At 70.2% G+C, this 24613-nt stretch carries 19 protein-coding genes; 13 read left to right on the forward strand and 6 right to left on the reverse strand.

Features of this window, described 5'->3' with window-relative positions:
• Positions 1-52: 52 nt before the first annotated feature.
• On the reverse strand, positions 53-2239 hold the full coding sequence (uvrB, locus tag ABD437_RS00425; protein WP_344646677.1) for an excinuclease ABC subunit UvrB: 2187 nt from the start codon (positions 2237-2239) through the stop codon (positions 53-55).
• 29 nt (positions 2240-2268) lie between these two features.
• On the reverse strand, positions 2269-2760 hold the full coding sequence (locus tag ABD437_RS00430) for a GbsR/MarR family transcriptional regulator (RefSeq protein ID WP_344646678.1): 492 nt from the start codon (positions 2758-2760) through the stop codon (positions 2269-2271).
• 96 nt (positions 2761-2856) lie between these two features.
• Here ABD437_RS00430 and ABD437_RS00435 point away from each other — a divergent pair, with 96 nt between their 5' ends.
• A complete protein-coding gene (locus ABD437_RS00435; protein ID WP_344646803.1) occupies positions 2857-3741 on the forward strand; it encodes an ABC transporter ATP-binding protein in 885 nt (294 codons plus the stop codon).
• Positions 3738-5405, forward strand: a complete 1668-nt coding sequence (locus ABD437_RS00440) for an ABC transporter permease (RefSeq protein WP_344646679.1) — start codon at positions 3738-3740, stop codon at positions 5403-5405. The genes ABD437_RS00435 and ABD437_RS00440 overlap by 4 nt, the downstream gene beginning before the upstream one ends.
• Before the next feature lie 40 nt (positions 5406-5445).
• On the opposite strand, the gene coaE is transcribed toward ABD437_RS00440, so the two are convergent.
• A complete protein-coding gene (gene coaE, locus ABD437_RS00445; RefSeq protein WP_344646680.1) occupies positions 5446-6324 on the reverse strand; it encodes a dephospho-CoA kinase in 879 nt (292 codons plus the stop codon).
• 654 nt (positions 6325-6978) lie between these two features.
• Here coaE and ABD437_RS00450 point away from each other — a divergent pair.
• The 8 genes from ABD437_RS00450 to ABD437_RS00485 are packed head-to-tail and all read left to right on the forward strand — an operon-like array spanning position 6979 to position 15938.
• Entirely contained in the window at positions 6979-7821 is an 843-nt protein-coding gene (locus tag ABD437_RS00450) for a glycosyltransferase family 2 protein (protein ID WP_344646804.1), read from the forward strand.
• Positions 7818-8771, forward strand: a complete 954-nt coding sequence (locus ABD437_RS00455) for a glycosyltransferase family 2 protein (RefSeq protein ID WP_344646681.1) — start codon at positions 7818-7820, stop codon at positions 8769-8771. Before ABD437_RS00450 ends, ABD437_RS00455 begins: the two co-directional genes overlap by 4 nt.
• 10 nt (positions 8772-8781) lie before the next feature.
• The gene (locus ABD437_RS00460; protein WP_344646682.1) at positions 8782-10533 is read left to right on the forward strand and encodes a glycosyltransferase; all 1752 of its coding nucleotides are present in this window, start codon (positions 8782-8784) and stop codon (positions 10531-10533) included.
• A complete protein-coding gene (locus tag ABD437_RS00465) occupies positions 10523-11782 on the forward strand; it encodes a glycosyltransferase family 2 protein (RefSeq protein WP_344646683.1) in 1260 nt (419 codons plus the stop codon). The genes ABD437_RS00460 and ABD437_RS00465 overlap by 11 nt, the downstream gene beginning before the upstream one ends.
• On the forward strand, positions 11779-13056 hold the full coding sequence (locus tag ABD437_RS00470) for a lipopolysaccharide biosynthesis protein (protein WP_344646684.1): 1278 nt from the start codon (positions 11779-11781) through the stop codon (positions 13054-13056). Before ABD437_RS00465 ends, ABD437_RS00470 begins: the two co-directional genes overlap by 4 nt.
• The gene (locus ABD437_RS00475) at positions 13053-13679 is read left to right on the forward strand and encodes an acyltransferase (RefSeq protein WP_344646685.1); all 627 of its coding nucleotides are present in this window, start codon (positions 13053-13055) and stop codon (positions 13677-13679) included. Before ABD437_RS00470 ends, ABD437_RS00475 begins: the two co-directional genes overlap by 4 nt.
• Positions 13676-14152, forward strand: a complete 477-nt coding sequence (locus ABD437_RS00480; RefSeq protein ID WP_344646686.1) for a hypothetical protein — start codon at positions 13676-13678, stop codon at positions 14150-14152. The genes ABD437_RS00475 and ABD437_RS00480 overlap by 4 nt, the downstream gene beginning before the upstream one ends.
• Positions 14139-15938 (forward strand): hypothetical protein, encoded by a 1800-nt coding sequence (locus ABD437_RS00485; protein ID WP_344646687.1) that lies wholly within the window; start codon positions 14139-14141, stop codon positions 15936-15938. The genes ABD437_RS00480 and ABD437_RS00485 overlap by 14 nt, the downstream gene beginning before the upstream one ends.
• Here the strand turns inward: ABD437_RS00485 and ABD437_RS00490 are convergent.
• A complete protein-coding gene (locus ABD437_RS00490; protein WP_344646688.1) occupies positions 15935-17263 on the reverse strand; it encodes a glycoside hydrolase family 16 protein in 1329 nt (442 codons plus the stop codon). The two genes, ABD437_RS00485 and ABD437_RS00490, sit on opposite strands and share 4 nt — an antisense overlap.
• 62 nt (positions 17264-17325) lie before the next feature.
• Positions 17326-18828 carry a 30S ribosomal protein S1 gene (rpsA, locus tag ABD437_RS00495; protein WP_344646689.1) on the reverse strand — a complete coding sequence of 501 codons (1503 nt, stop codon included), beginning with the start codon at positions 18826-18828 and terminating at the stop codon, positions 17326-17328.
• A gap of 352 nt (positions 18829-19180) precedes the next feature.
• Here rpsA and ABD437_RS00500 point away from each other — a divergent pair, with 352 nt between their 5' ends.
• Entirely contained in the window at positions 19181-20035 is an 855-nt protein-coding gene (locus tag ABD437_RS00500; protein ID WP_344646690.1) for a class I SAM-dependent methyltransferase, read from the forward strand.
• Between the two features lie 69 nt (positions 20036-20104).
• On the opposite strand, the gene pgfA is transcribed toward ABD437_RS00500, so the two are convergent.
• Positions 20105-21199 (reverse strand): cell envelope lipid trafficking protein PgfA, encoded by a 1095-nt coding sequence (gene pgfA / locus ABD437_RS00505; RefSeq protein ID WP_344646691.1) that lies wholly within the window; start codon positions 21197-21199, stop codon positions 20105-20107.
• A 30-nt stretch (positions 21200-21229) separates the two neighbouring features.
• Between pgfA and ABD437_RS00510 the strand changes: the two genes are divergently transcribed.
• Together ABD437_RS00510 and ABD437_RS00515 are read left to right on the forward strand one after the other, a co-directional pair.
• Complete coding sequence (locus tag ABD437_RS00510; protein ID WP_344646692.1) at positions 21230-23125, forward strand: hypothetical protein; 1896 nt, start codon at positions 21230-21232, stop codon at positions 23123-23125.
• On the forward strand, positions 23122-24585 hold the full coding sequence (locus ABD437_RS00515) for an acyltransferase family protein (RefSeq protein WP_344646693.1): 1464 nt from the start codon (positions 23122-23124) through the stop codon (positions 24583-24585). Before ABD437_RS00510 ends, ABD437_RS00515 begins: the two co-directional genes overlap by 4 nt.
• The last annotated feature ends 28 nt before the right edge of the window (positions 24586-24613 follow it).

Raw genomic sequence — 24613 nt, forward strand, 5'->3', positions numbered from 1 at the left:
GATCTCGCGCTGGCTCGGCAGCGTCGTCCTGGGCGGGCCGCCCACCAGCCCACTACCGGACGCCGGCGGCGTCCATGCCGCGTAGTTCCTTCTTGAGTTCGCCGATCTCGTCGCGGAGGCGGGCCGCGAGTTCGAACTGCAGCTCGCGCGCGGCCGCCAGCATCTGGTCGTTGAGCTGCTGGATGAGGTCGGCCAGCTCGGCCCGCGCCATGCCCTCGCGGTGCGCACCGACGCCGACCGTGGTGGCCTTCGACTTCAGCCCCGGCACCGGCGACTTGCCCCGCGACTGCTGCCGGCCGGAGCCGCCGATCAGCTCGCCGGACTCGTTCTCGGCCGCCTCGCGGTAGATGTCGTCGAGGATGTCGACGATCTTCTTGCGCAGCGGCTGCGGGTCGACGCCCCGCTCGGTGTTGTAGGCGATCTGCTTCTCGCGGCGCCGGTTGGTCTCCTCGATCGCGCGCGCCATCGACGGCGTGATCTGGTCGGCGTACATGTGCACCTGCCCGGACACGTTTCGGGCGGCCCGGCCGATGGTCTGCACGAGCGAGGTCTCGCTGCGCAGGAACCCTTCCTTGTCGGCATCCAGGATGGACACCAGGCTGACCTCGGGCAGGTCGAGCCCTTCACGCAGCAGGTTGATGCCGACCAGCACGTCGAAATCGCCCTTGCGCAGTTCACGCAGCAACTCGACCCGGCGCAGCGTGTCGACCTCGGAGTGCAGGTAGCGCACCCGGATGCCGAGCTCGAGCAGGTAGTCGGTGAGGTCTTCGGCCATCTTCTTGGTCAGCGTGGTGACCAGCACCCGCTCGTCGCGCTCGGCACGCAGCCGGATCTCGTGCACCAGGTCGTCGATCTGGCCCTTGGTCGGCTTGACCAGCACTTCCGGGTCGACGAGGCCGGTCGGCCGGATGATCTGCTCGACGAACTCGCCCTTCGCGCGGCCCATCTCGTACTTGCCCGGCGTCGCCGAGAGGTAGACGGTCTGGCCCACCCGGTCCTGGAATTCCTCCCAGCGCAGCGGCCGGTTGTCCATGGCGCTGGGCAGGCGGAACCCGAAGTCGACGAGGGTGCGCTTGCGTGACATGTCGCCCTCGTACATGCCGCCGATCTGCGGCACGGTACCGTGCGACTCGTCGATGACCAGCAGGAAGTCTTCCGGGAAGTAGTCGATCAGGCAGAAGCCGGGCGAGCCGGGCTCCCGTCCGTCCATATGGCGGGAGTAGTTCTCGATGCCCGAGCAGAAACCGACCTGGCGCATCATCTCGATGTCGTAGGTGGTGCGCATGCGCAGCCGCTGCGCCTCCAGCAGCTTGTTCTGCCGCTCGAGCTCGGCGAGCCGCTCCTCCAGCTCGGCCTCGATGCCGCGGATCGCCCGCTCCATGCGCTCCGGACCGGCCACGTAGTGGGTGGCCGGGAAGACGTGCAGCTCGGTCTCCTCGTTGACGACCTCGCCGGTGAGCGGGTTGAGGTGGTAGAGCTTCTCGATCTCGTCGCCGAACATCTCGATGCGCACCGCGAGCTCGTCGTAGGCCGGGATGACCTCGACCGTGTCGCCGCGGACCCGGAACGTGCCCCGGGTGAAGTTCAGGTCGTTGCGCGTGTACTGCACGTCGACCAGCCACCGGAGCAGCTTCTCCCGCTCGATCTCCTGCCCGACCTTCAGCGGGATCGACCGGTCGATGTACTCCTGCGGGGTACCGAGGCCGTAGATGCAGGACACGGTGGCGACCACGATCGTGTCGCGCCGGGTGAGCAGCGACATCGTGGCCGAGTGACGCAGCCGCTCGACCTCCTCGTTGATCGAGGAGTCCTTCTCGATGTACGTATCGGTCTGCGGGACGTACGCCTCGGGCTGGTAGTAGTCGTAGTACGAGACGAAGTACTCGACCGCGTTGTTCGGCAACAGTTCCCGGAACTCATTCGCCAGCTGCGCCGCGAGCGTCTTGTTCGGCGCGATCACCAGCGCCGGCCGCTGCAGCCGCTCGATCAGCCACGCCGTGGTGGCGGACTTACCGGTACCGGTGGCCCCGAGCAGCACGACGTCGTTCTCGCCGGCCTTGACGCGCCGCTCGAGCTCGTCGATGGCGGCCGGCTGGTCACCCGCGGGGTCGTACTCGCTGACCACCTCGAACCGGCCGGGACGCCGGACGATGGCCGTGGTCGCGCCGTGGGCGACGTCGTCGTCACGCAGGCCTTCGGGCGCGTTCGGACCGGCGGAGGGGCGGGCTGACGGGCTCATGGTTCAACGGTACGTCGGGGGTCCGACAATTAAGTCCGGGCGGCGCGGCGGGCGTCGCGGGCCTTTTCCCAGTGCTGCAGGATCTCTTCCATCTCCGACTGGATGAACGCGTAGAACGCACGCATCTCGTCCAGCCGGTGCCCCGCGACACTGTCCTCCCCCACCGTCTCCACCCCGTCACCGGCCAGGTCGATGATCTCCTGGGCCATGACGCGGTACTTATGCATCACGGTGTCGTACCAGCCGTTGTCGGCGATCCGGAAGTGGTCCCGCCTGCTCCCGGGCGCCGGCACGCGCTCGACCATGCCGATCGTCGTCAGGGTCTTCACCGCACCGGAGATGGCTCCGGCGCTGGCCTGGAGGGACTCGGCGAGCTCGGGCATCGTCGTGGTGGGCGATTCGGCCACCATCAGCGCGGCGTAGACGCGGGCCACCATGCGCTGCATGCCGAAGTTCGTCAGCACCAGCGCGAAGCGTTCGCGGTAGTCCGCCAGCCGCGGGTCAATGACCGGTTCCGTCACCCGTTGCTCCTTTCAACCGGTTCTCATCGTGCCATGCCGTTGTGTATCTCGCCAATGTTCACAAAGTTGTGAAAGCTCGATACCGTCAGAACTATGCTGACGAACGCGATTGAACTGGCCGGGGTGGTCAAGCGCTTCGGGTCGGTCCGGGCCCTCGACGGGCTCGATCTGTCGGTGCGGGCCGGTGAGGTGCACGGCTTCCTCGGGCCGAACGGCGCGGGCAAGACCACGACGATCCGGGTGCTGCTCGGCCTGTTGCGTGCCGACGCGGGCGAGGCCCAGCTGCTCGGCGGCGACCCGTGGAGAGACGCGGTGGCCCTGCACCGGCGCCTGGCCTACGTCCCCGGTGACGTCAACCTGTGGCCGACGCTCACCGGCGGCGAGGTGATCGACCTGCTCGGCCGGGTGCGCGGGGGGCTCGACCCGCGGCGACGCCGGGACCTGCTCGAACGGTTCGAGCTCGATCCCCGCAAGAAGGCCAGGACCTACTCGAAGGGCAACCGGCAGAAGGTGGCGCTGGTCGCGGCCCTCGCGTCCGACGTCGAACTGCTGATTTTGGACGAACCGACGTCCGGCCTCGATCCGCTGATGGAGGCGGCTTTCCAGGAGAGCATCCGCGAGGAGCGGCGCACCGTGCTGCTCTCCAGCCACATCCTGGCCGAGGCCGAGAAACTCTGCGACCGGGTGAGCATCATCCGCTCGGGCCGGGTCGTGGAGACCGGCACGCTCGCCGAGCTGCGCCACCTCACCCGCACGTCGATCGACGCCGAGCTCGAGCGGGTGCCGGACGGGCTCGCCGACCTGCCCGGGCTGCACGACGTCACGATCTCCGGCACCCGGTTCGCCGGCCAGGTCGACCAGCAGTCGCTCGGCCCGCTGCTGGCCCGGCTCGAACCGTTCGGGATCCGGAGCCTCACCAGCCAGCCGCCCACGCTCGAGGAACTCTTCCTGCGGCACTACGCCGGGACGGTCGCGTCATGACCGCGGTGCTCGCCACTCGGACCCGCACGCCGGCGGCGGCGAAGGGCGGTGAATTCACCGGCACGGCGAGCCTCTTGCGCCTGGCGCTGCGCCGCGACCGGGTGCGCGCCACCGCGTGGGTGCTCGGCGTCGCCGTCTTCGTCTACAGCCAGGCCGCGCCGCTCAAGAACCTCTACCCCACCCAGGCCGACCTGGACGACCTGGCCCGCGCGTACGGCAGCGGGGTGAACCCCGGCCTGGTCGCGATCACCGGTCCCCCACGCGCGCTGAACACCTACGGCGGGGCGACGGCCTGGCAGGTGCTCACGTTCGCCGCGGTGCTGCTGGCGCTGATGAGCTACCTCCTCGTGCTGCGGCACACCCGCGCCGAGGAGGAGACCGGCCGGTCCGACCTGCTCGACGCCGCTCCGGTGGGCCGGTACGCCCGGCTGGCCGCCGCCCTTCTCCACGTCGGGCTGCTCAACGCGCTGATCCTGGTGCTCGGGCTCGCGGCGCTGCTGAGCGTCGGCGGCATCCCGTTCGGCGGCTCGCTCGCGCTGATGGCCGCCTGCGTCTCGGTGGGGCTGGTGTTCGCCGCGGTCGGCGCGGTCGCCGCGCAGCTCACCGAACACGCCCGGTCCGCCGGGGGGATCGCCGGCGCGGTCCTGGGCGCGGCCTTCCTGCTCCGCGCGGCCGGCGACTCGGCCGCGGTCAACGGTTCGTCCGGACGGTGGCTCTCCTGGTTGTCGCCGATCGGGTGGGCCGAGGAGGTGCGGCCGTACGCGGGCGACCGGTGGGCGGTGCTGCTCGTTCCGGCCGTCGCCGTCGGGCTGCTGCTGGTCGCCGTCGGTGTGCTGCGCGCCCGGCGGGACGCGGGGGCCGGCGTCGTCCGGTCGCGACCGGGTCCGGCGGGCGCGCCATCCACGTTGAGCGGTCCGCTCGGGCTGGCGTGGCGGCTCCAGCGCGGCAGCATCCTCGGCTGGGCGATCGGCGCCGCGATCGGCGGTGCGGTGTTCGGCGGCCTCGCGCAGGACATGGTCACCGCGGCGAACGACGACCCGAACACCGCGGAGATGCTGCGCGAGTACACCGGGGCCGGTGGCAGCCTGGCCGACGTCTACCTCGGGATGATCTACCTGGTGATGGGCATGGTGGTCGCGGGTTACGCGGTGGCCGCGGCGCTGCGTCTGCGGACCGAGGAGGAGTCGCACCGGGCCGAGCCGGTGCTCGCGACCGCGGTCAGCCGGGTGCGGTGGGCCGGCGCGCACGTGGTCTGGGTGGTGGTCGGATCGGCGGTGATCCTGGCGTCGTCCGGGCTGCTGGCCGGACTCGCCCACGGGTTGCGCACCGACGCGGTCGGCACCGAGGTGTCCCGGCAGCTCGGTGCGGCGCTCGCGCAGTTGCCCGCGGTGCTGGTACTGGCCGCGGTCGCCGTGGCGCTGTTCGGAGTGGCGCCGCGGTTCACGCTGCTCAGCTGGGCGGTGCTGCTGCTGGCGATCGTGATCGGACAGTTCGGGGAGATCCTGCGGCTCCCGTCGGCGGTCATGGATCTTTCGCCGTTCACCCACCTGCCGAAACTGCCGGGTGCCGACGTCACGGCGACGCCGTACCTGGGGCTGCTGACGCTGTCGGCGGCTCTCACGGCGGCCGGCCTGGCCGGTTTCCGCCGCCGCGACCTCGGCTGACGAGCCCACCCGACCGGCGCCGCGGCCCGATCGGCGGCGGTCAGGTGCCGGGGACGAGACGCAGGCGGGCCGGGTTGCCCGGGTCGGCGGAGCGGGCGGAGGTGGCATCCGGGCCCACGATCCAGCCGGATCCGGCCAGCGCACCGGCCACCGATCGCACCTCGTCGGCGTCGGCGAGGAAGGCTTGGAGCTCGGACCCGTCGGACTCGACGCGCAGGTCGGGGCGGTGCAGCCAGCTGCGCAGCCGGGCCGCGGCGCGGGCGACGTCGGCGTCGGTCACCGTTCCCGGGGTGACCGGCGCGGGCACCCCGTTGGCGATCCCGGCCGCGTACGGCACGAGCCGGTCCGCCCAGAGCGCGTCCACGGCCGCACGCAGCTCCGCCAGCGCACCGGAGTTGTCCAGCAGGACGTCGGCGGCGGCGATCCGCTGCTCGTCGGTGGCCTGCGCGGCGATCCGGGCCCGTGCGTCCTCGACCGGCATGCCGCGCAGCTCGGTGAGGCGGTGCAGCCGGATCTCCTCCGCGGCCATCACCACGACCACGAGGTGGAAGCCCGCCCCCGAGCCGCCTTCGACGATCAGTGGGATGTCGTGCACGACGATCCCGTCGGGCGGCGCGGCGGCCGCACGCTCGGCGGTCAGCGCACCGATCCGCGGGTGCAGGATGCCGTTGAGCCGCAGCCGGGCCGCCTCGTCGGCGAAGACGATCTTGCCGAGCTTCGGCCGGTCCAGCGAGCCGTCCGCGGCCAGCACGTCGGGGCCGAACGCCTCCACGACCGCGGCCAGGCCCGGCGTGCCCGGTTCGACCACCTCACGGGCGAGCCGGTCGGCGTCGACGACGACCGCACCCAACTCGGCCAGCCGCGCCGACACCGCGCTCTTGCCCGCCCCGATCCCACCGGTCAACCCGATTCTCAGCACGAATCCATGTTCTCATCCGAGCGGTCCGCCCCCGCCCCTGTTCAGCAGAATGAGTTAACTTTCTTGAAACCATGGTGCAGGAATTTCGTCACATCATCGCTGGCCGAACAGTTGACTGCGAAGTGTCCATTCGCTGTCCGAACGACCAATAATGCCATCACAGCCATACGACGAGCGGACATTTCGGAGCACTACTCAATCCGCCGCCGCCAGTTCCGGACGCGGATAAAGCTGCGGATCAAATCCATTCGGTCGGGAAAGTCGCCGATCGGTCGAATGTGGTCACGGTGAAGTTCATGCACAGCACCAACGAGCCGGTCCAACCGGTCAGACGTTCAGTTTTCGCATCTCAGAAATCCCACACACTCCGCAAATAGGGCCGGGCGGGTCGTTCGTACATCTCTTTTTCAGAGCAGTTGATCGCCCTCCCGAGTCACGACGTCGGCGTTGATCCACGATTCTTGACCCCTTTAAGGCTGCCCTCAGGAAGCGTTCCGCTTCGTGTATGGTTCGTAGCCGTCGGTGGCGATGCAAAGCCGGCCCGACGACGTCGTTACGACGAAAACAGGCTTCACACTGTAATCGCCGAGAATCTGCAGAAAGCGTGCAGGCGGGACAGGGGCGTCTCCCGCACCACCGCGTACAGGTGCAGTCATTGACTCTTTCCCTGGGGGGAACGTGTTAACACCCGAACGGGCGCCGCGTCAGCGCCCGTCGATTTCCGTGGTCATTCCGACTCGGAACGAAGCACGGAACATCGGTCCGGTACTCGCCGCTCTGCCATCCGGCCTGGAGGAGGTGATCGTCGTCGACGGGAACTCCGTCGACGGCACCGTCGAGGCCGCCCGCCGTGTACGACCGGACATCCGCGTCGTGAGCCAGGGGAGGCGCGGCAAGGGCAACGCCCTCGCTGCGGGGTTCGCGGCCGCGACCTGCGACTACATCGTGATGATAGATGCCGACGGCTCGATGGACCCAGCCGAGATCCCGTCCTTCGTGGAGCATCTCGATCGCGGGGCTCACTACGTCAAGGGCACCCGCTTCGCCGCCGGCGGCGGAAGCACGGACATCAGCCGGCTGCGCCAACTCGGTAACTGGGGCCTCAACACCCTCACGAACGTGCTGTTCGGCACCGCCTACACCGACCTGTGCTACGGCTACAACGCCTTCCGTCGGGAGTGCGTCGCCGTGTTCGACCTCCCACCCGCCCACGAGCAGGGCCAGACGCGCTGGGGAGACGGCTTCGAAATCGAAACACTCATCAACATCCGGGTGGCCCGGGCTCGGCTGCGCATCGCCGAAGTGCCGAGCTTCGAATCGGAGCGGTGCCACGGCGAGAGCAACCTCCGCACGTTCCCGGACGGTCTGCGGGTTCTCCGAACCATCCTGCGGGAACGCGTACGGCGGCGCGCGCTGCCCGCCCTCGAGGAGGCGTCAACCGCGTTGCTGCCGACAATACGCCCGGCCGAGCCGCGCACCGACACGCTCGCCTCATGACGGTCGAACAACCTACGTTCGGCGTCGTCATCTGCGCTTACACCCTGGCCCGATGGGGCGCGGTACGCGCCGCGATCGCGTCGGTCCGCGACCAGCTCCAGACCGGCGACCGGCTCTTCGTCGTCGTGGATCACAACCCTGAGCTGCTCGCCCGCCTCCGTACCGAGCTGGCGCCCGGTCCGGACCTGGTGGTCGTCCCGAACGGGGAGGCCCGTGGACTCTCCGGCGCACGCAACACCGGGCTGCGCGCCAGCAATCACACCGTCGTCGCGTTCCTCGACGATGACGCGATCGCGCGTCCGGGCTGGCTGGAGATCCTGCGTGAGGCCTTCACCGACGAGGAGGCGGTGACCGTGGTCGGCACCACGGTCGAGCCGAACTGGGAGGGCGGCCGTCCGCCCCGGTGGTTCCCGGCCGAGTTCGGTTGGGTGGTCGGGTGCGGATACCGCGGTCTGCCGGTCGACCGCACTCCGATCCGCAACCCGATCGGGGCGGCGATGGCGATTCGCCGCTCGGCGTTCGCCGTCGCCGGGGAGTTCTCCGAGCTCGTCGGGCGCGTCGGCGCACTACCGGTCGGCTGCGAAGAGACCGAGTTCTGTATCCGGGTCGCACGGACGATCCCCGGCTCGGTGGTCCTGCACGAGCCGAGCGGCACCGTGGACCACCTCGTCCCCCGGTCACGCCAGACCCTGCGGTACTTCGTCCGCCGCTGCTTCCACGAGGGACGCTCCAAGTGGGCGGTGACACGGCTGGGCGGAGCGCGAGCTGGTCTGTCGGCGGAGCGCCGATACGTCCGTGTCGTCCTGCCCTCCGCCGTGGCCCGGGGGCTCGGTTCCGGGCTCCGCCGCGGCGACGTCCACGCGTTGCTCCGGTCGGTCGTCGTCCTGCTGGGGCTGGGCGTCACCGCGACCGGATTCGCGACCGCCGCGGTCAGCGGCCGACGGGCTTAAGGAGATAGCGGTGCTCGAGTTCAGCGTTGTCATCCCGACGTTCAATCGCCGCGACCTGCTCGTCGACACCCTGACCGCGCTCGGCGAAACGGAACGTCCGTGGCCCTGCGAGCTGATCGTCGTCGTCGACGGGTCCACCGACGGAAGCACGGAGGCCGCCCGTGCGCTCTCGCTTCCCCTGCCGCTCCGGGTGATCGAGCAGCCGAACTCGGGAGCGGCGTCCGCCCGCAACCGCGGGGCCGAGGCGGCCCGGGGTCGATACCTGCTCTTCCTCGACGACGACATGATCGCCGACGGGCGCTTGCTGGTCGAGCACGCCGCCGTCCTGGCCGGTGGAGCGGACGCCGTCGTCGGAACCATCCCCATCCACCCGGACGCGCCGGCCTCGCTGCTCCGGGAAGGGGTCGAGCGGTGGGCGCGGCTGCGTCACGAACGCCTCTCCCGCACCGGCGGGCAGCTCACCCTGCCCGACCTGATCACCGGGCAGCTCTCCGTCCGCGCCGAGGCGTTCCGGCGGATCAGCGGCTTCGACACCGAGTTCACGGCGGGCGGCACGTTCGGCGCCGAGGACACCGACTTCCTCTACCGGTTGCTCAACGAGGGCCTGGTGGCCCGGTACGCCCCGGGAGCCGTCTCCCACCAGCGGTACGTGGTCACGCCCGAGCACAACCTCCGGCAGTGGCGCCAGGCCGGTCGCGCCGACGCCGCCCTGACCCGCAAACACTCGGGGCTCGCGCCGATGGTCGCGCGTGCGCACGGCAGCCGTACGGTCAAGGGCGCCGTTCTGCGCCGAACAGCCGGGCGCTTACCCGGGGCACTGGAGCGGGCCGCCACCCGCGCGGTGCTGGCGCGCGCGTCCGCCGCGCGCACCGACCTGGCGACGCAGTGGGCGTTCACCCTGCTGCGCGACGCCCAGTACTGGCAGGGAGTCCGCGAGGGCGGTGGGATGACCGACGCGCCCGGCAGCCCGAGAGTACTGGCCTACCATGCCGTCGACGACGTCACCGACCCGCGGTTGCGTCAGTACTCGGTGACGCCAGACCAGTTCGAGCAGCAACTGGACGCGCTGGGTTCGGCCGGGTTCGCGTTCATCGGTCCGCAGGATCTGCTCCGTAAACTCGACGGCGAGCCGGTACCGGAGCGATCGGTGCTGGTCAGCTTCGACGACGGCTACGTGAGCAACTACGACCACGCCGCGCCGGTGCTCGAGAAGCACGGAATTCCCGCGATCCTGTTCGCCGTGACCGGCGAACTCGGGCGGTGGAACGCCTGGGACACCGCGTCCGGTGCGACGCGGCTCCCGCTGATGACCGCGCGACAGCTCACCGAGCTGACCGATCTCGGGTGGGAGATCGGTACCCACACCCGGGCGCACGCCCACCTGTCGCTGCTGCGGCCCGCCGCGCTCGCCGGAGAGCTGGTCCGGCCGCGCGACGACCTGGCTTCGCTCGGATTACCCCGGCCGCGGCTGCTGGCCTATCCGTACGGCGAGCACAACCTCCGGGTGCGTCGGGCGGCAGCACGAGCCGGATATGCGGCGGCGTTCGCGCTGAGCGGTGCACGCACCACCATGGACCGCGGCAACCGGTACGCGATCCCGCGGATCGAGGTCACCCGCGACCTGTCCCCGGAGGCGCTGGTGCGGCTCGCCCTCGATCCGCCGCGCCGGCGCTGGCAAGACGTCCGGCGCGAAGTCCGTGGTCTCGGCCGCGCCGCCGCCACCTCGGTCCTCCCCGAAAGGCGTTCCCGCCGTGCCTGCTGATCTCGACACCCGCGTCGGTACCGGGCAGTTCGAGCTGTCCGATCCGGTGCTCACGATCCCGCCGTCCTACCGCCGCGTCCGTCTGCTCGTGCGCTTCCACGGCGAGGTGCTCGGCTACCTGGAGGAAGAGGCGCCGGCCGGGGGCCTGGACGCCGCCGACGTCCGTGCGCGCTGCGTCGAGCGATACCGCACCCGGATCACCGAGCACCTGCGCGCCGAGGGCCTGCCGCCGCTCGGCGACGGGTTCCCGGCCGCCACGACGGCCTGCCCGACCCGCCCGACGACGCACCCGGGGGTCACGCTCGTCGTCTGTACCCGTGACCGCGCGTCGGCCCTCGGCGACTGCCTCGCCGGGCTCCGCGCGCTCGACTACCCGCACCTCGAGATCGTGATCGTCGACAACGCGCCCTCCGACGACTCCACCCGGCTGGTCGTGGCCGACCTGGCCGGGGACGATCCACGTTTCCGCTACGTGGTCGAGCCCCGGCCCGGGCTCTCCCGCGCGCGCAACCGCGGAGCCAGGGAGGCGACCGGCGAGATCATCGTCTACACCGACGACGACGTGACGGTCGAGCCGGACTGGATCACCGCGGTCGTCCGCGGGTTCGAGCGCGCGCCCGGCGTCGGGTGCGTGACCGGGCTGGTCGCCACCGCGGCGATCGAAGGCCCGGCCGAGCGTTACTTCGACGCGCGCGTGACGTGGGCCAAGAACTGCGTACCCAAGCTGTACGACCTCGACCGGCACCGGGACACCAATCCCCTCTACCCCTACTCCCCCGGCATCTTCGGCACCGGAGCGAACTTCGCGTTCCGCGCCCGGGCGCTGCGCCACGTCGGTTACTTCGACGAGGCGCTCGGAGCGGGAACCCTGACCCGGGGCGGCGAGGACCTGGACGCATTCGTCGCGGTGCTCCGGACCGGCTGGGTGCTCGCCTACGAGCCCAACGCCGTGGTCTGGCACCACCATCGCGCTGACCCGGAGGCCCTACGGGGACAGATGTACGGGTACGGCACGGGGCTGTCCGCGTTCGTCACCAAGCACCTGCTCGATCGCCGGTCGCTGCTCGACGTCGTACGGCGGCTCGTCCCCGGTGCGCTCCGGCTGGCCACGGCGCTCCGCGCAGCGTCGGACGCGCCCGCGCACGCACCGGCGGAGACCGCGCCCCCCGGGGTGGTACGAGCCGAGATCCGTGGGCTGCTCGCCGGCCCGTTCCTCTACGTGCGTGCCCGCCGGAAGGCACGCACGTGACCGACACGGTGACGGCGCGCTGGACGGACCACCTGGCGGTGCCGCTGTTCCGCAACGCATACGCGTTGGTGGCCTCCGGCGTGCTCACCACGCTGCTCGGCCTGGCGTTCTGGGCGTTGGCGGCCCGCTACTACCCCGCCGCCGAAGTGGGGCGCGCATCGGCCGCGGTCTCGGCGATGACGATGGTGGCCGCGCTCCTCCAGCTGAACCTCAACAGCGGCCTGATGCGGTTCCTGCCGGACGCTGGACACGCCGGCCGGAACCTGCTGCTGCGGGCCTACGGCATCACGACCGTCACCACCACCGTGGGCGCGCTCGTTCTGGTGCTGGTCACCGAAGGGAACTCGTTCCTCGCCGACCTGGGGCCGGACGCGTGGACCTTCCTGCTCCTGTTCGTCCTGGCCGTGCCGGTCTGGTCGCTGTTCGTCATGCAGGACGCCGCACTCATCGGCCTGCGTGCCGCGGTCTACGTCCCGGTGGAGAACCTGATCTTCGCGGTCGCGAAGCTGGGGCTGCTCGTGGTGCTGGCGAGCTGGTCCACCGGCGGGCTGCTGGCCGCCTGGATCCTTCCGGCGGCGGTGCTGATCGTGCCGGTGACCTGGCTGCTGCTCGCTCGTCTGCTCCCGGCGTACGCGGACCGCGTCGGCGTCGTCACCCGCTGGGGTCAGGTTCGCACCTACCTGGCTCAGGACTTCTCCGGATCCTTCCTGGAGACGCTGACCGCGGCCGCGGTACCGATCATCGTCACGTGGCGCCTGGGCTTGGTGGAGAACGCCTATTTCTACACCAGCTGGGTCGTGCTCGTCGGCATCGAGATGGTGCTCAACAGCATTGGCTCGTCCTTGACCGTGGAAGGTGCGCACGACCGTTCGGCGCTGGGCGGCCTGCGCCGCTCCGCCGGAAAGCTGACCGCACTCTTCGTCGGCGTCACGGTGCCGGCCGGTCTGCTCGCCGCACCGTTCCTGCTCGGGATCATCGGCCCCGACTACGCCGAGGAGGGAACCACGCTGTTCCGTCTCCTGCTGCTCGGCATCCCGTTCCGCGCACTTGTCGTGTTGCGCCTGTCCGCCGCCCGCGTCGAGCGTCGCGGCAGCACGATCATGGCCTATCAGGCCACCTACGCGGTCGCGATGTTCGGCGGCTGCTGGATCGGCCTCGCCACCCTCGGCATCGACGCAGTGGGCTGGGTTTTCCTCGTCGTCCAACTAGCACTGGCCGCTGTGGTCCTCGCGCGGCGCGCGTGGCGATCCGGTGGCACGAGGAGGTCCGCGTGAGCGGGTCCGGCTTACCGCCCGGAAACGTCGTCCGCTTGTTTCTCCGGTTCCTCGGGCAGGACATCGCCTGGGGTCTCCGCGACCTGCTGGTCAACACGATCGCGGGCCACCTGCTGGTGCCCCGCGCCGTGCGCTACGTGCTCTATCGCTTGACGGGGATGGACGTCCGCACTCCGAACGTCTACCCGCACTGCCGGTTCCTCGGCGACGGCCGGATCCGGATCGGAGAGCAGTCGTTCGTGAACCGGGAGTGTTACTTCGAAGCCGTCGGCGACATCTCGATCGGAGCGCAGACGGCGGTGGCGATGCAGGTGCTGTTCGTCACCAGTACCCACGAGTTCGATGCCGACGGACGATTCTCGGTGCAGTCGTCGGGCCGGTCGATCGTCGTCGGTGACCGGTGCTGGCTCGGGGCCAGAGTCACGGTCTGCCCCGGGGTGACGATCGGCGACGACGTCGTCGTAGCGGCCGGATCGGTGGTCACCAAGAACCTCGCGCCGGGCGCGCTCTACGCCGGTGTCCCGGCCGTCCGGATCCGCGACCTGCCGCGGGGAAGCCGTTCCGATCCCCCGGCGGCCGGGTCGTCGCGGGTACCGGAGCCGGCCGTCGGGAGCGAGTCGTGAGCATCGTGTTCTTCGCCGCTACCGCACTGGCGCTGACCCTGGTCGCCGTGATCGGGGTGGCCGGGTTACGGGGACGCGCGCACTCGCGGGTGCCGATACCGGCCGGGCACACGACGCGCGGGGCGATCCTGATGGGGTTCGCGACGGTCACCGCGCTCGGCCCGGCCCTGACCGAGCTGCCGACCGCGGTCCGGGCAGTCCCGACCGCCGCGGTCGCACTGCTCGCCCCCGGGCTGGCCCTCCTCGGGTTCGCCAGAATCCGCGACCCGTTCACCGAGGTGGTGCTCTCCCTGGCGATCAGCGTGGCGAGCCTCGTCCTCGCGTCCCAGCTGATGCTTCTCGTCGACACCTGGCGCCCGGTTGCGCTCTTCGCGGTGACCTGCCTGACCGCGGCGCCGGTCCTCGCGTGGCACGGCGCGAACGGCCTCGACCCGGCCGACCGAGCCCCGAGGAACCGCGATGTCATCGTCTAGCCCGGTGCTCGACCGTGCGCCAGTGCTCCCGACGCGTCCGCCGCGATCGTCGACGGTTCGCCACGTCGGGCTCGTGCTGATCGCGCTCACCGCGTGGTTCGGCTCCTTGCCGTTCGTCGACCTCGGCGGTCTGGACGACTACGGCCTGCTGTTCCGGATGCCGCCGACGTTCCTGCTCGCGGTCGGGCTGCTGCTCGCCGGTTTCGCGGTCGCCGCCCGCGAGGACTCCGAGCGGGCCGGCCGGCTGATGCTGATGTACTGCCTCGCGCTCGTCGTGGTGCTGTACGCGACGATCCCGACGCTCTACGACGAGCCCCGGTACGCGTTCGTCTACAAGCACATCGCGGTCATCCACTACATCGAGGAGCACGGGGCGGTCGACCGGGGCGTCGACATCTACCAGAACTGGCCGGGCTTCTTCGCGATGAACGCGGCGTTGTCAGAGATCACCGGGGTCGACGCGCTGCGCTACGCGAACTGGAGCCAGGTGCTCTTCCCGGTCGCGGACCTGCTGGCGTTGCGCTTCCTCTTCGGCGGCTTCACCGACGACCGGCGCCGGATCCACATCGCGCTGCTGTTCTTCCTCGTCGGCGCGTGGGTGGAGTACAGCTACCTGGCGCCGCAGGCACTGGGGCTCTTCGCGACGCTGATGATCCTCGGTCTGGCGGTACGGTGCCTGCGGCCCCATCCGGAGCAGTGGCACCAGCGGCTGCTCGCCGTGGTGAGCCGCCGACGCCCACCCGCACCCCAGCCCTTCCCCGTCCCGGCGTGGGCGGCCGTGGCCCTCATCCTCGCGCTGAGCGTCGTCGTCGTCACCAGCCACCAGCTGACACCGTTCTTCCTGGTCCTGAACCTCGCCCTCCTCGTGCTCGGACGCCGGACCAGCGGCTGGTGGCTCCCGATCGCGATCACCGTCCTGTTCGTGGCCTGGACGGCGTTGAGCTGGGACTACCTGGCTACTCACTTCCCCACGCTGCTCGGTGGCAGTCCGGTGGAGAACGCGCAGCCCACCACGCACTCCAGTCCGGGCGAGCCGTCGGCGGGCGTCCAGTTCGTGGGCACCGCCGCCCGTGGCCTGTCGGCCGTGCTGGCCGTGCTGGCCGCGGCCGGCGCGTGGCGCGAGTTCCGGCGAGGACGCCCGCCCGTGCTGCTGGCGATGCTCGCCGCCACACCGGCGCTGCTGATCTTCGTCCAGTCCTATGGCGGCGAAGGCATCTACCGCATCTACCTGTTCATGACGCCCTGGCTGGCGTTCCTCGCCGCCGCGCTGTTCACCGGCCCGCGGCTACGGACGAGCGCCGCGCGAGCGACGGCGCTACTGGCCGCGGCCTCGGTCTCGGCTCTACTCTTCCTGACCGCCTACTACGGCTTGGAACAGGAGAACCACCTGAGTTCCGACGAAGTCGCGGTCACCCGCTGGTTCGACCGGAACACCCCGTCCGACAGCGTCCTGATGCTGGTCATCTCGAACCACCCCTACCCGATCAGCGGAGACTACGACAAACACCTGGCGCCCTTCGGGCACTACTCGCTCGAGGTGCTCACCGACGACGCCTGGGTCAACCGCCCGCTCGGTACCGCGGACGTGGACCGGCTCCACGAGTACGTGGCCTCCTCCGGACCCACGACGTACCTCCTGCTGAGCCCGGCCCAGATCGCCTACGCGGAGAACCACGGCTACGCCCGTCCGGGCGACCTCCCCCGGTTCTTCGCCGACGTGGTGCGGAGCCCGCGCTTCGAGGTCGTGCACCGCGACGGGGAGAGCTACCTGCTCCGCGCCCGCTAGAACGGAACGCCCCCGTGCCAGACGGAGATCGGGCCGACTCTCATCGACCGGGGGAACGTCGTCGCGGTGGGATCCCCGCCGCCGATCGCGACGTTGAGCAGTAGGTACTGGGGCTTTCCGAACGGCCAGGTGCGCCCGGAGATCCGGGCGTCGTCGGCCCAGAGTGCCATGCGTTCCCGGCGATCGACGTAGAAGCGCACGGTCCGGGAATCGAAGTACACACCGAAGCGATGTGACCGCTGGTCCAACGGCGCGCCCAGGTCGATGGTGCCGCCGGGCTCGTTCCATCCGTACGGCTGGTCCCTGAGCGGATCAGCGGCACTGGCCAGATGGACCGCGCTGTGCGCGACCGTCGGCTGAGCACCGATGGCCTCTAGGACGTCCAGTTCACCGGCGGCCGGCCAGCCGATCCGGTCGATGTCGGCCCCGGCCAGCCAGAACGCCGGCCAGACCCCGGTGCCGACCGGGGCCAGGATCTCCGCCTCGACGTACGAGCGGGCCGGCACCGTGACCCGGTCCTTCGTGGTCAGGCGGGCGCTGCTGTACGCACGCACGACACCGTCGGGTCCGACCGTGCGCTCGCGCCGTGCAGTGATCACGAGGTGGCCGGCGCCGTCGAGCACCGAGTTCTCCGGCTGCTCGGTGTAGCTCTGCAACTCGTCGTTGCCCCAGCCGTGCCCTCCGACCTCGTGCGTCCACTGCCGGGCGTCCGGAGGTGACCCGGCCGGACCGTCGAACGCCACCACCGTGTCCGCCCGACGGCTGACCCGCGCCGGGGCCGGGGCGTCCACTTGGCGGACGCTCGCCCGGGTGACCTGCCAGTGCAACCCGGCCCCCGGGGGAAGCGCCAGGTAGAACCCGGTGCCGGGACCGCCGGGGCTGGTGACGACGAAGGTGCGCGAGAGCCGGTGCCACTGCCGGTCGGAGAAGTCGGCGTAGACGCTGGCGCCGGTCGGACGCTGGGCGTACCGATGGTCGGCCAGCAGCATGCCGATTCGCGCACCGGAGGCGGCGAGGTCACGGACGTACACCTCCATCCGATAGATGCGTCCGACCGTGAAGAACCGCTGGGGGTCGCGGAGCCGCGCCAGGACGAGCGACCAGTCCCCACCCGCGTCCGCTCGGCTGATGTCCACGACCGAATTGCCGTACACCCACTTCCGGCGGAGCTCGACCCGGCCACGATCGGACTCGGCCGACCACGTTTCGAGGCCGCCGGACGCTGTTCCGTCGAGAACGCCCTCGCCGGCGAGGCGCGCCGGTGCGGACGAAACCAGTACGAGCGTGCACGCCGCCAGGACCACGACGCTCGCGGCCGTGGCCACGACACGCCAAGGGCGCCGCGAACGAAGTCGCGGCGCCCTTGGCGTACTGCTCGTGCTACGGCTCAGCTACGGCCGCCGGCCAGCTTCTCGCGGAGCGCGGCGAGCGCCTCGTCGGTCGCGAGCGTTCCCGTCGCGGCCGAGTCGTCGCGGCTGCTGCTGCTCGAGCTGCTGCTGCCGCCGCCACCGGTGGTGGCGGAGTCGGACGAGTACGAGGTCTCCTCGGCAGCGCTCGCCTCGGCCGCGCGGGCCTCGGTGATCTGCTTCTGGTGCGCCTCGAAGCGCGTCTGCGCCTCGGAGTACTGACGCTCCCACTCTTCGCGCTGCTTCTCGTAGCCCTCGAGCCAGTCGTTCGTCTCCGGGTCGAAGCCCTCCGGGTAGACGTAGTTGCCCTGCTCGTCGTACGTGGCCGCCATGCCGTACTGAGTCGGGTCGAACGAGTCGGGGTCGATGGCCCCTTCGTTGGCCTGCTTCAGCGACAGCGAGATCCGGCGACGCTCGAGGTCGATGTCGATGACCTTGACCATGATCTCGTCGCCGACGTTGACGACCTGCTCCGGGATCTCCACGTGGCGCTCGGCCAGCTCGGAGATGTGGACCAGACCCTCGATGCCCTCGTCCACGCGGACGAACGCACCGAACGGCACCAGCTTGGTGACCCGGCCGGGAACGACCTGGCCGATCTGGTGCGTGCGGGCGAACTGACGCCACGGGTCTTCCTGGGTGGCCTTCAGCGACAGCGAGACGCGCTCGCGGTCCAGGTCGACGTCGAGAACCTCGACCTCGACCTCCTGGCCGACCTCGACGACCTCGGACGGGTGGTCGATGTGCTTCCAGGAGAGCTCGGAAACGTGCACCAGACCGTCGACGCCGCCCAGGTCGACGAAGGCACCGAAGTTGACGATCGACGAGACGACGCCCTTGCGGACCTGGCCCTTCTGCAGCTTGTTGAGGAACTCGCTGCGGACCTCGGACTGGGTCTGCTCCAGCCACTGGCGGCGGGAGAGAACCACGTTGTTGCGGTTCTTGTCGAGCTCGATGATCTTGGCTTCGAGCTCACGGCCGACGTACGGCTGCAGGTCGCGGACGCGACGCATCTCCACCAGCGAGGCGGGGAGGAAGCCGCGGAGGCCGATGTCGAGGATGAGACCACCCTTGACGACCTCGATGACGGTGCCGGTGACGACGCCGTCCTCGTCCTTGATCTTCTCGATCGTGCCCCAGGCCCGCTCGTACTGAGCGCGCTTCTTGGAGAGGATCAGACGGCCTTCCTTGTCCTCCTTCTGGAGGACGAGGGCCTCGACGTGGTCACCCACGGAGACGACCTCGGCCGGATCGACGTCGTGCTTGATCGACAACTCGCGCGAGGGGATGACGCCCTCGGTCTTGTAGCCGATGTCGAGCAGAACCTCGTCGCGGTCGACCTTGACGATCGTGCCCTCGACGATGTCGCCGTCGTTGAAGTACTTGATGGTCTCGTCGATAGCGGCGAGGAAGGCCTCTTCCGAACCGATGTCGTTGACCGCTACCTGCGGGGTGGTCGGCTGGGCCTCGGTGCTGCTCGTCATGTGGGCGGTTGCTCCGGATTGGGACAATGGGTCGTGCCGCGCGTCAAGGGCCCGCCGCGTACGCGGGTCGAAACACTCCAGCCACACCCCGGTGCCAATCGGGCGCGACTCGGGCGCACTCAGACCCGATCACGCATACGGCTGCGAGCCTGCTCCCTACTGAGGCACGGTCAGCCCATAACGCGTTCTCAAGCCTACCGTGCAGGCGGGCTTAAGGTCCAACGCGAGGTGCGGTGCACCGTCGCGTGCTGAGCAACAGCCGATCCGCGAGCGCTATTCCGCCTCCCGTAACCGGAATTCCGGGTATCAGGCACCCGCACAACCGACGCGATGCGTCGATCACACTGGGCACGTGCAGAACACAACGGAGACGGACGACGGCCCGGAGAAGTTCACCGCCGTCCAGACGCTCGGCACCACCGGCATCACCCACCGCGCGGTCGGGCCGACGGAGAGCCGGTCGGCCAGCCGGCTCTGGTGGGACGCGGACGCCGACGACTACCAGGCCGCACACGGCGACTTCCTCGGCGACGTCCGGTTCCGCTGGTGCCCCGAGGGCCTCACCGAGGACACGGCCGGGCTGCTCGGCCCGGTCGCCGGCCGGGACGTGCTCGAGGTGGGCTGCGGCGCGGCGTCCTGCTCCCGGTGGCTGGCGACGCAGGGCGCGCGGCCGGTGGCGCTGGACCTCTCGGCGGGCATGCTGCGTCACGCGGCCGAGGCGAACGCCCGGTCCGGGGTGTCGGTGCCGCTGGTGCTGGCCGACGCCGGCGAGCTCCCGTTCCCGGACGCGAGCTTCGACGTGGCCTGCTCCGCGTTCGGCGCGGTGCCGTTCGTCGCCGACTCCGCCGCCGTGATGCGCGAGGTGCACCGGGTGCTGCGGCCCGGCGGCGCCTGGGTCTTCGCCACCACCCACCCGCTGCGGTGGGCGTTCCCGGACGACCCGGGCCCGGAGGGGCTGACCGTCTACCACTCGTACTTCGACCGCACCCCGTACGCCGAGTTCGACGACGACGGCCGGATCACCTACGTCGAACACCACCGGACGCTCGGCGACCGGGTCCGCGAACTGGTCGCGGCCGGGTTCGCGCTGACCGACCTGGTCGAGCCGGAGTGGCCGGACGGCCACCAGGAGGTCTGGGGCCAGTGGAGCCCGCTGCGTGGCGCGCTGGTGCCCGGTACCGCGATTTACGTGTGCCGACGGCTATGACGACGAATGGGTGCCACCCCGGGCCGGGGCGGCACCCATTCGTCTCGGTACGAACCCGTACCGCAAAAACTACGATTTCACCGGAGTCCGGGTGTCGGACGGCTTCGTGGTGCGAAACGACGATTCCGGCTGTCCGCCCCGGCGCAACACCAGGAACAGTCCGACGACGATCAGGATCACGCCCAGAATTCCGATCACGATCGGCGCCACCGTGCTCACGATCGTGATCTGCGAGATCGAATCCTTGGCCAGGCTGACGGCCTCGTTGACCGTCTGGTCGTCGAACGTCAGCGTCGCCGCGAAGAGCGTCACCTTGTCGGCGCCGGCCGCGTCGCGCAGCGTCTGCGACTGCTTCTCCTGGCCCTTGAGGATGATGCCGGTCTTCGGCTCCACCCAGACCGTGCGGGTGTTGGAGTAGTACCGGTCCGCGTTGACCGACGGCTCGGTGCTGCCCACCAGTTCACCCGGCACCTCGAGCGCGCCGATCTTGGTGGCCGGCACCTGCATCTCGTACTTGTACGCCTCGAGGCCGTTGACGTCCTCGCTGGTCACGTACTTGGCCTCGTACGTCTTCTTGGTGGTCGTGTCGAAGTAGTCGTACGACTTCTTCTCCGCGCCGAACGGCCACTTGTAGATCAGGCCCTCGTGCTCGGTGGCCTCGTCGTCGACCGCGGCGTCGAAGCCCGGCTGGGCCTCCGCGGTGCGCCGGTCGAGCCCCACCCGGTCACTGGTGAACGTGATCTGCTTGCCGTCCCTGGCGTCCTGGAGAACGAGGAACGCGTCGAACACGACGACGTCGTCGGTGCTCTTCTCCGGATCGGCTCGAACCGTGCGAGTCGCTTCGACCGGCACGTTCTGCTGCTCGGTGAGAGTGGCAACGTCGAATACGGTTGCGTTGTCGGACGTGGCCACGCTGACCGTGTACTGGTCGAGTGGCGTTTTCACCAGATTCCCGGCCACGTAGGTGGGCAGCAGAATCGCTGCGACCACCAAGAAGCTTCCGAGTGCCAAAACCACGGCACCCACGGTGCGACGCATGAGGTTCCTCCCAGGAGACCTGCACTTCAACGCTGTTTCCCCGAGCGATCCCGGAGAGGTTACCAGTGAGTAAACTCCCCGTGGGCGCAATCGCATGGTTCCCTCGAGGCAGTTTTCCGGCGCCATCTCCGCAGCTCCAGGACGGTGTGTGAGGACATGACGACGTACTCGCCGACGGCTCCGGCGCGCAAGCGCCCGGGGTCAGGGGCCGGCGGGAAACGCGGGTTACGGCCGTGGACGCTCGCCGTCGGGGCGATCATCGCCCTGCAGGGCGTGGTGATCGGCGCACTGGCGCTGAACGGCTACTTCTACCTCGACGACCTGGACATGAGCGCCGAGGCCGCGAAGCACCCCTTCGGCTGGGACTACGTCACGCTCGCCCTCAACGACCACCTGACGCCGGGCCTGCGGACGTTCTACTGGCTCAGCGCCCACCTGGCCCCGTACGACAACACCTCGACGGTGGTGGTGCGGCTGCTCGCCCAGGCGGTCGCCACCGGGCTGATGGGGTACCTGCTGGCGCAGCTGGTGGGCCCGGGGAAGGCGGCGCTGCTCGGGCTCGGGCTGTACGCGTTCTCACCGCTGCTGGTGCCGTCGCTGCTCTCGCTCTCCAGCGGCGTCAACCTGCTGCCGGCGCACATCGGCATCCTGCTGCTGCTCGTGATGCACGTGCGCTACGAGGCCACCCGCGAACTGCGCTACGCGGTGTTCGGTGCGCTCGGCGTCCTGCTCGCGCTGGTGTTCTGGGAGAAAGCCGTGCTCAGCGTGGCGCTCGCGCCGCTGCTGACGCTGCTCTACCTCAACGGCGGCGGGTTCCGGGCGGTGTGGCGTTCCTGGCGGGCCTGGCTGGCGTACGCGACGCCGGTCGTCGTGTTCTTCGCGTTCTTCGTCCTCGGCGACTACGCCAGGTCCGGGTCGACGCCGAAGGTCGGTGACATCTGGAACGTCTTCTGGGACGCGTGGATGCACTCGCTCGCGCCCGCGCTGTTCGGGGGGCCGTGGAACTGGTACTCGGCCGAGATCATCTACTACAGCGCGGCGCACCCCGGCCCGGTGACGACCGTCGCCGGCCAGTTGACCGCGATCGTGCTCAGCGCGGTGGCCGTGCGCCGCAACGGGTACCGCGCGCTCCGGGCCTGGCTGCTGCCGTTCACGGTGCTGCTCGGCACCGCGGTGCTGCTGGCCGCCGGGCGCTTCGAGTACGTCGGCGTGATCCTGGCCCGCAACTTCCACTACCTCTCCGAGCTGACGATCCCGCTGGTGCTCGCCGCCGTCCTGCTGCTCGTGGTGCCGGACCGGGAGGCGGTGGCCGAGCGGGGGCGCTCCGGGCTCTGGCCGGACTCCTCGCCGAACCAGGCGCCGGCATCGGTCGGCATCGGGCTCGTCGCGGTGCTGCTCCTGTACGCGGTCAGCTACGGCATCACGGTCCGCGGGTTCGAGGAGCGCTGGGTGGAGAACCCGATCCGCGACTACCTCACCACCGGGATCCACGATCTCCGGACGAACGCCGCGGACCGGCCGATCGCGATCGTCGACAACACCGCGCCACCGGCCGTCGCGACGCTGTTACAGGTCAACCGCCGGGTCTCCGATATCTTCCGGCCGATCGAACGGGGTTTACCGACCGCCGTCCGATGGGACGATGCATCTCGACCGCTGTACATGTTCGACCAGGGAGGCCACCTGCTCCGGGCCCGTCTCGTGGAGGAGGCCACCAGTGCTGATCAGCCAGGCGTGTTCTGCGCGCATCCGTTACGCGGGGTCGGGTCGGTGACCGTGACGTTGAGCAAACGCATTACTCGTCCGGATTCGTTCGTCCGGTTGGACTATTTGTCGCAGTTACCGTCCACGGTGTCGGTCCGGCTGGCCGACGGGGACCGCACGTTCGCGCCGCGCCGGTTCGCCACCCCGACGCTGACCGCGGGCAAGTACTCCTCGCTGCTGCTCGGCACCCCGGGCAAGGCGTACGACCGGGTCGTGGTCTCCACCACCGATCCGGACGCCTCGATCTGCCTGGCCGCGAAGGCCGGTCACGCGGAGCCCGTCTCATGAGCACCACCAAGGCCGGCGGGCACCTCGACGTCCTGGACGGTGTCCGTGCGCTGGCCGCGTTCGCGGTCGTCGGCACCCACGTCGGTTTCCAGACCGGCCGGGCGGTCGAGGGGTTCTGGGCCCCGTTCCTGGCCCGTCTCGACTTCGGCGTGACGCTGTTCTTCCTGCTGTCGGGCTTCCTGCTCTACCGGCCGTTCGTGGAGGCCGCGCTCGACCTGCGTCCGCGGCCGCAGACCACGGCGTTCCTGTGGCGGCGGTTCGCCCGCATCTTCCCGGCCTACTGGGCCCTGCTCGTGCTGACGATGCTGATCCGGCCGTGGGAGCACGACGTCGGCTTCACGGTGCAGAAGACCACGTGGACCGACTGGATCGAGTACGCGACGCTCACCCACATCTACTTCGGTGACAACCCGCACCAGGCGCTCACGCACATCTGGAGCCTCACCGTCGAGATGTCGTTCTACCTGGCGTTGCCGCTGATCGCGGCGGTGTCGCTCAAGGGCAGGCGGCCGCGGCGGATCATGCGGCGGCAGACGGTGGCGCTCGCGGTGCTGTTCGCGATCGGCCCGCTCTGGGGGCTGGTCATCCACCAGATCCCGTCGATGCGTGACCAGCTCGCGCTGCAGTGGCTGCCCGCCTACCTGGACTGGTTCGCGCTCGGCATGGTGCTGGCCTGCCTGCCCTCGGCGGCGTCGGTCGACGCGTGGCCGCGCCTGCGCCGGCTCGCCGAGGACCTGGCCACCGCGCCCGGCACCTGCTGGATCATCGCCGGCATCCTGTTCGCGCTCTCGATGACGCCGGTCGCGGGGCCGTACACGCTGGAAGCGGCGACCACCTCGCAGTGGCTGGCCAAACACCTGCTCTACGGCGCGACGGCCTTCTTCATGCTCTTACCGCTGGTCTCGCCGGCGCCGCGGACCCACCCGCTGCGGATCGCGCTCACCGACAAGCGGGTGCGGTGGCTCGGAGAGATCAGCTACGGCGTCTTCCTGTTCCACCTCGTGCTGATGTTCACGCTCGTCGACGCGCTGAACCTGGAGCTGTTCCGTGGCGGCTTCAGCACGTTGTTCCCGCTGACGGTGCTGGCGGCGATCGTCGTCGCGGCGATCAGTTACCGGGTGCTGGAGCGGCCGGCGCAGGCCTACGTCCGGCGGCGTACCCGGCGTGGGGCGGCGGACATCCAGGCGTCCGACGCGGTCGTCCCGGCGCCGGAGGCCCCGGCGGCACCGGCCGAGCCGGCCGGGGTGCCGGAGCCGAGCGTGCCGTGGGACTACGACCAGCCGGTCCAGCTCGGCCCCTGGGTGCCGGAGTCGGCCACCGACGAGCGCACCACCGAGCCGATCCCCCACCTGCCCCCGCCGTCGCCGCTGCCCCCGCCGCCGATCGAGTGGCCGACGATCCCGCACGGATCACCGGCCTCCCAGCCGGTCCCCCCGGCCCAGCGGCGACCGTCCGACTGATTCCCGGGCCTACGACGGCTTCCCGGGC

The sequence above is a fragment of the Cryptosporangium japonicum genome (assembly GCF_039524755.1).
GTDB classification, from domain to species: domain Bacteria; phylum Actinomycetota; class Actinomycetes; order Mycobacteriales; family Cryptosporangiaceae; genus Cryptosporangium; species Cryptosporangium japonicum.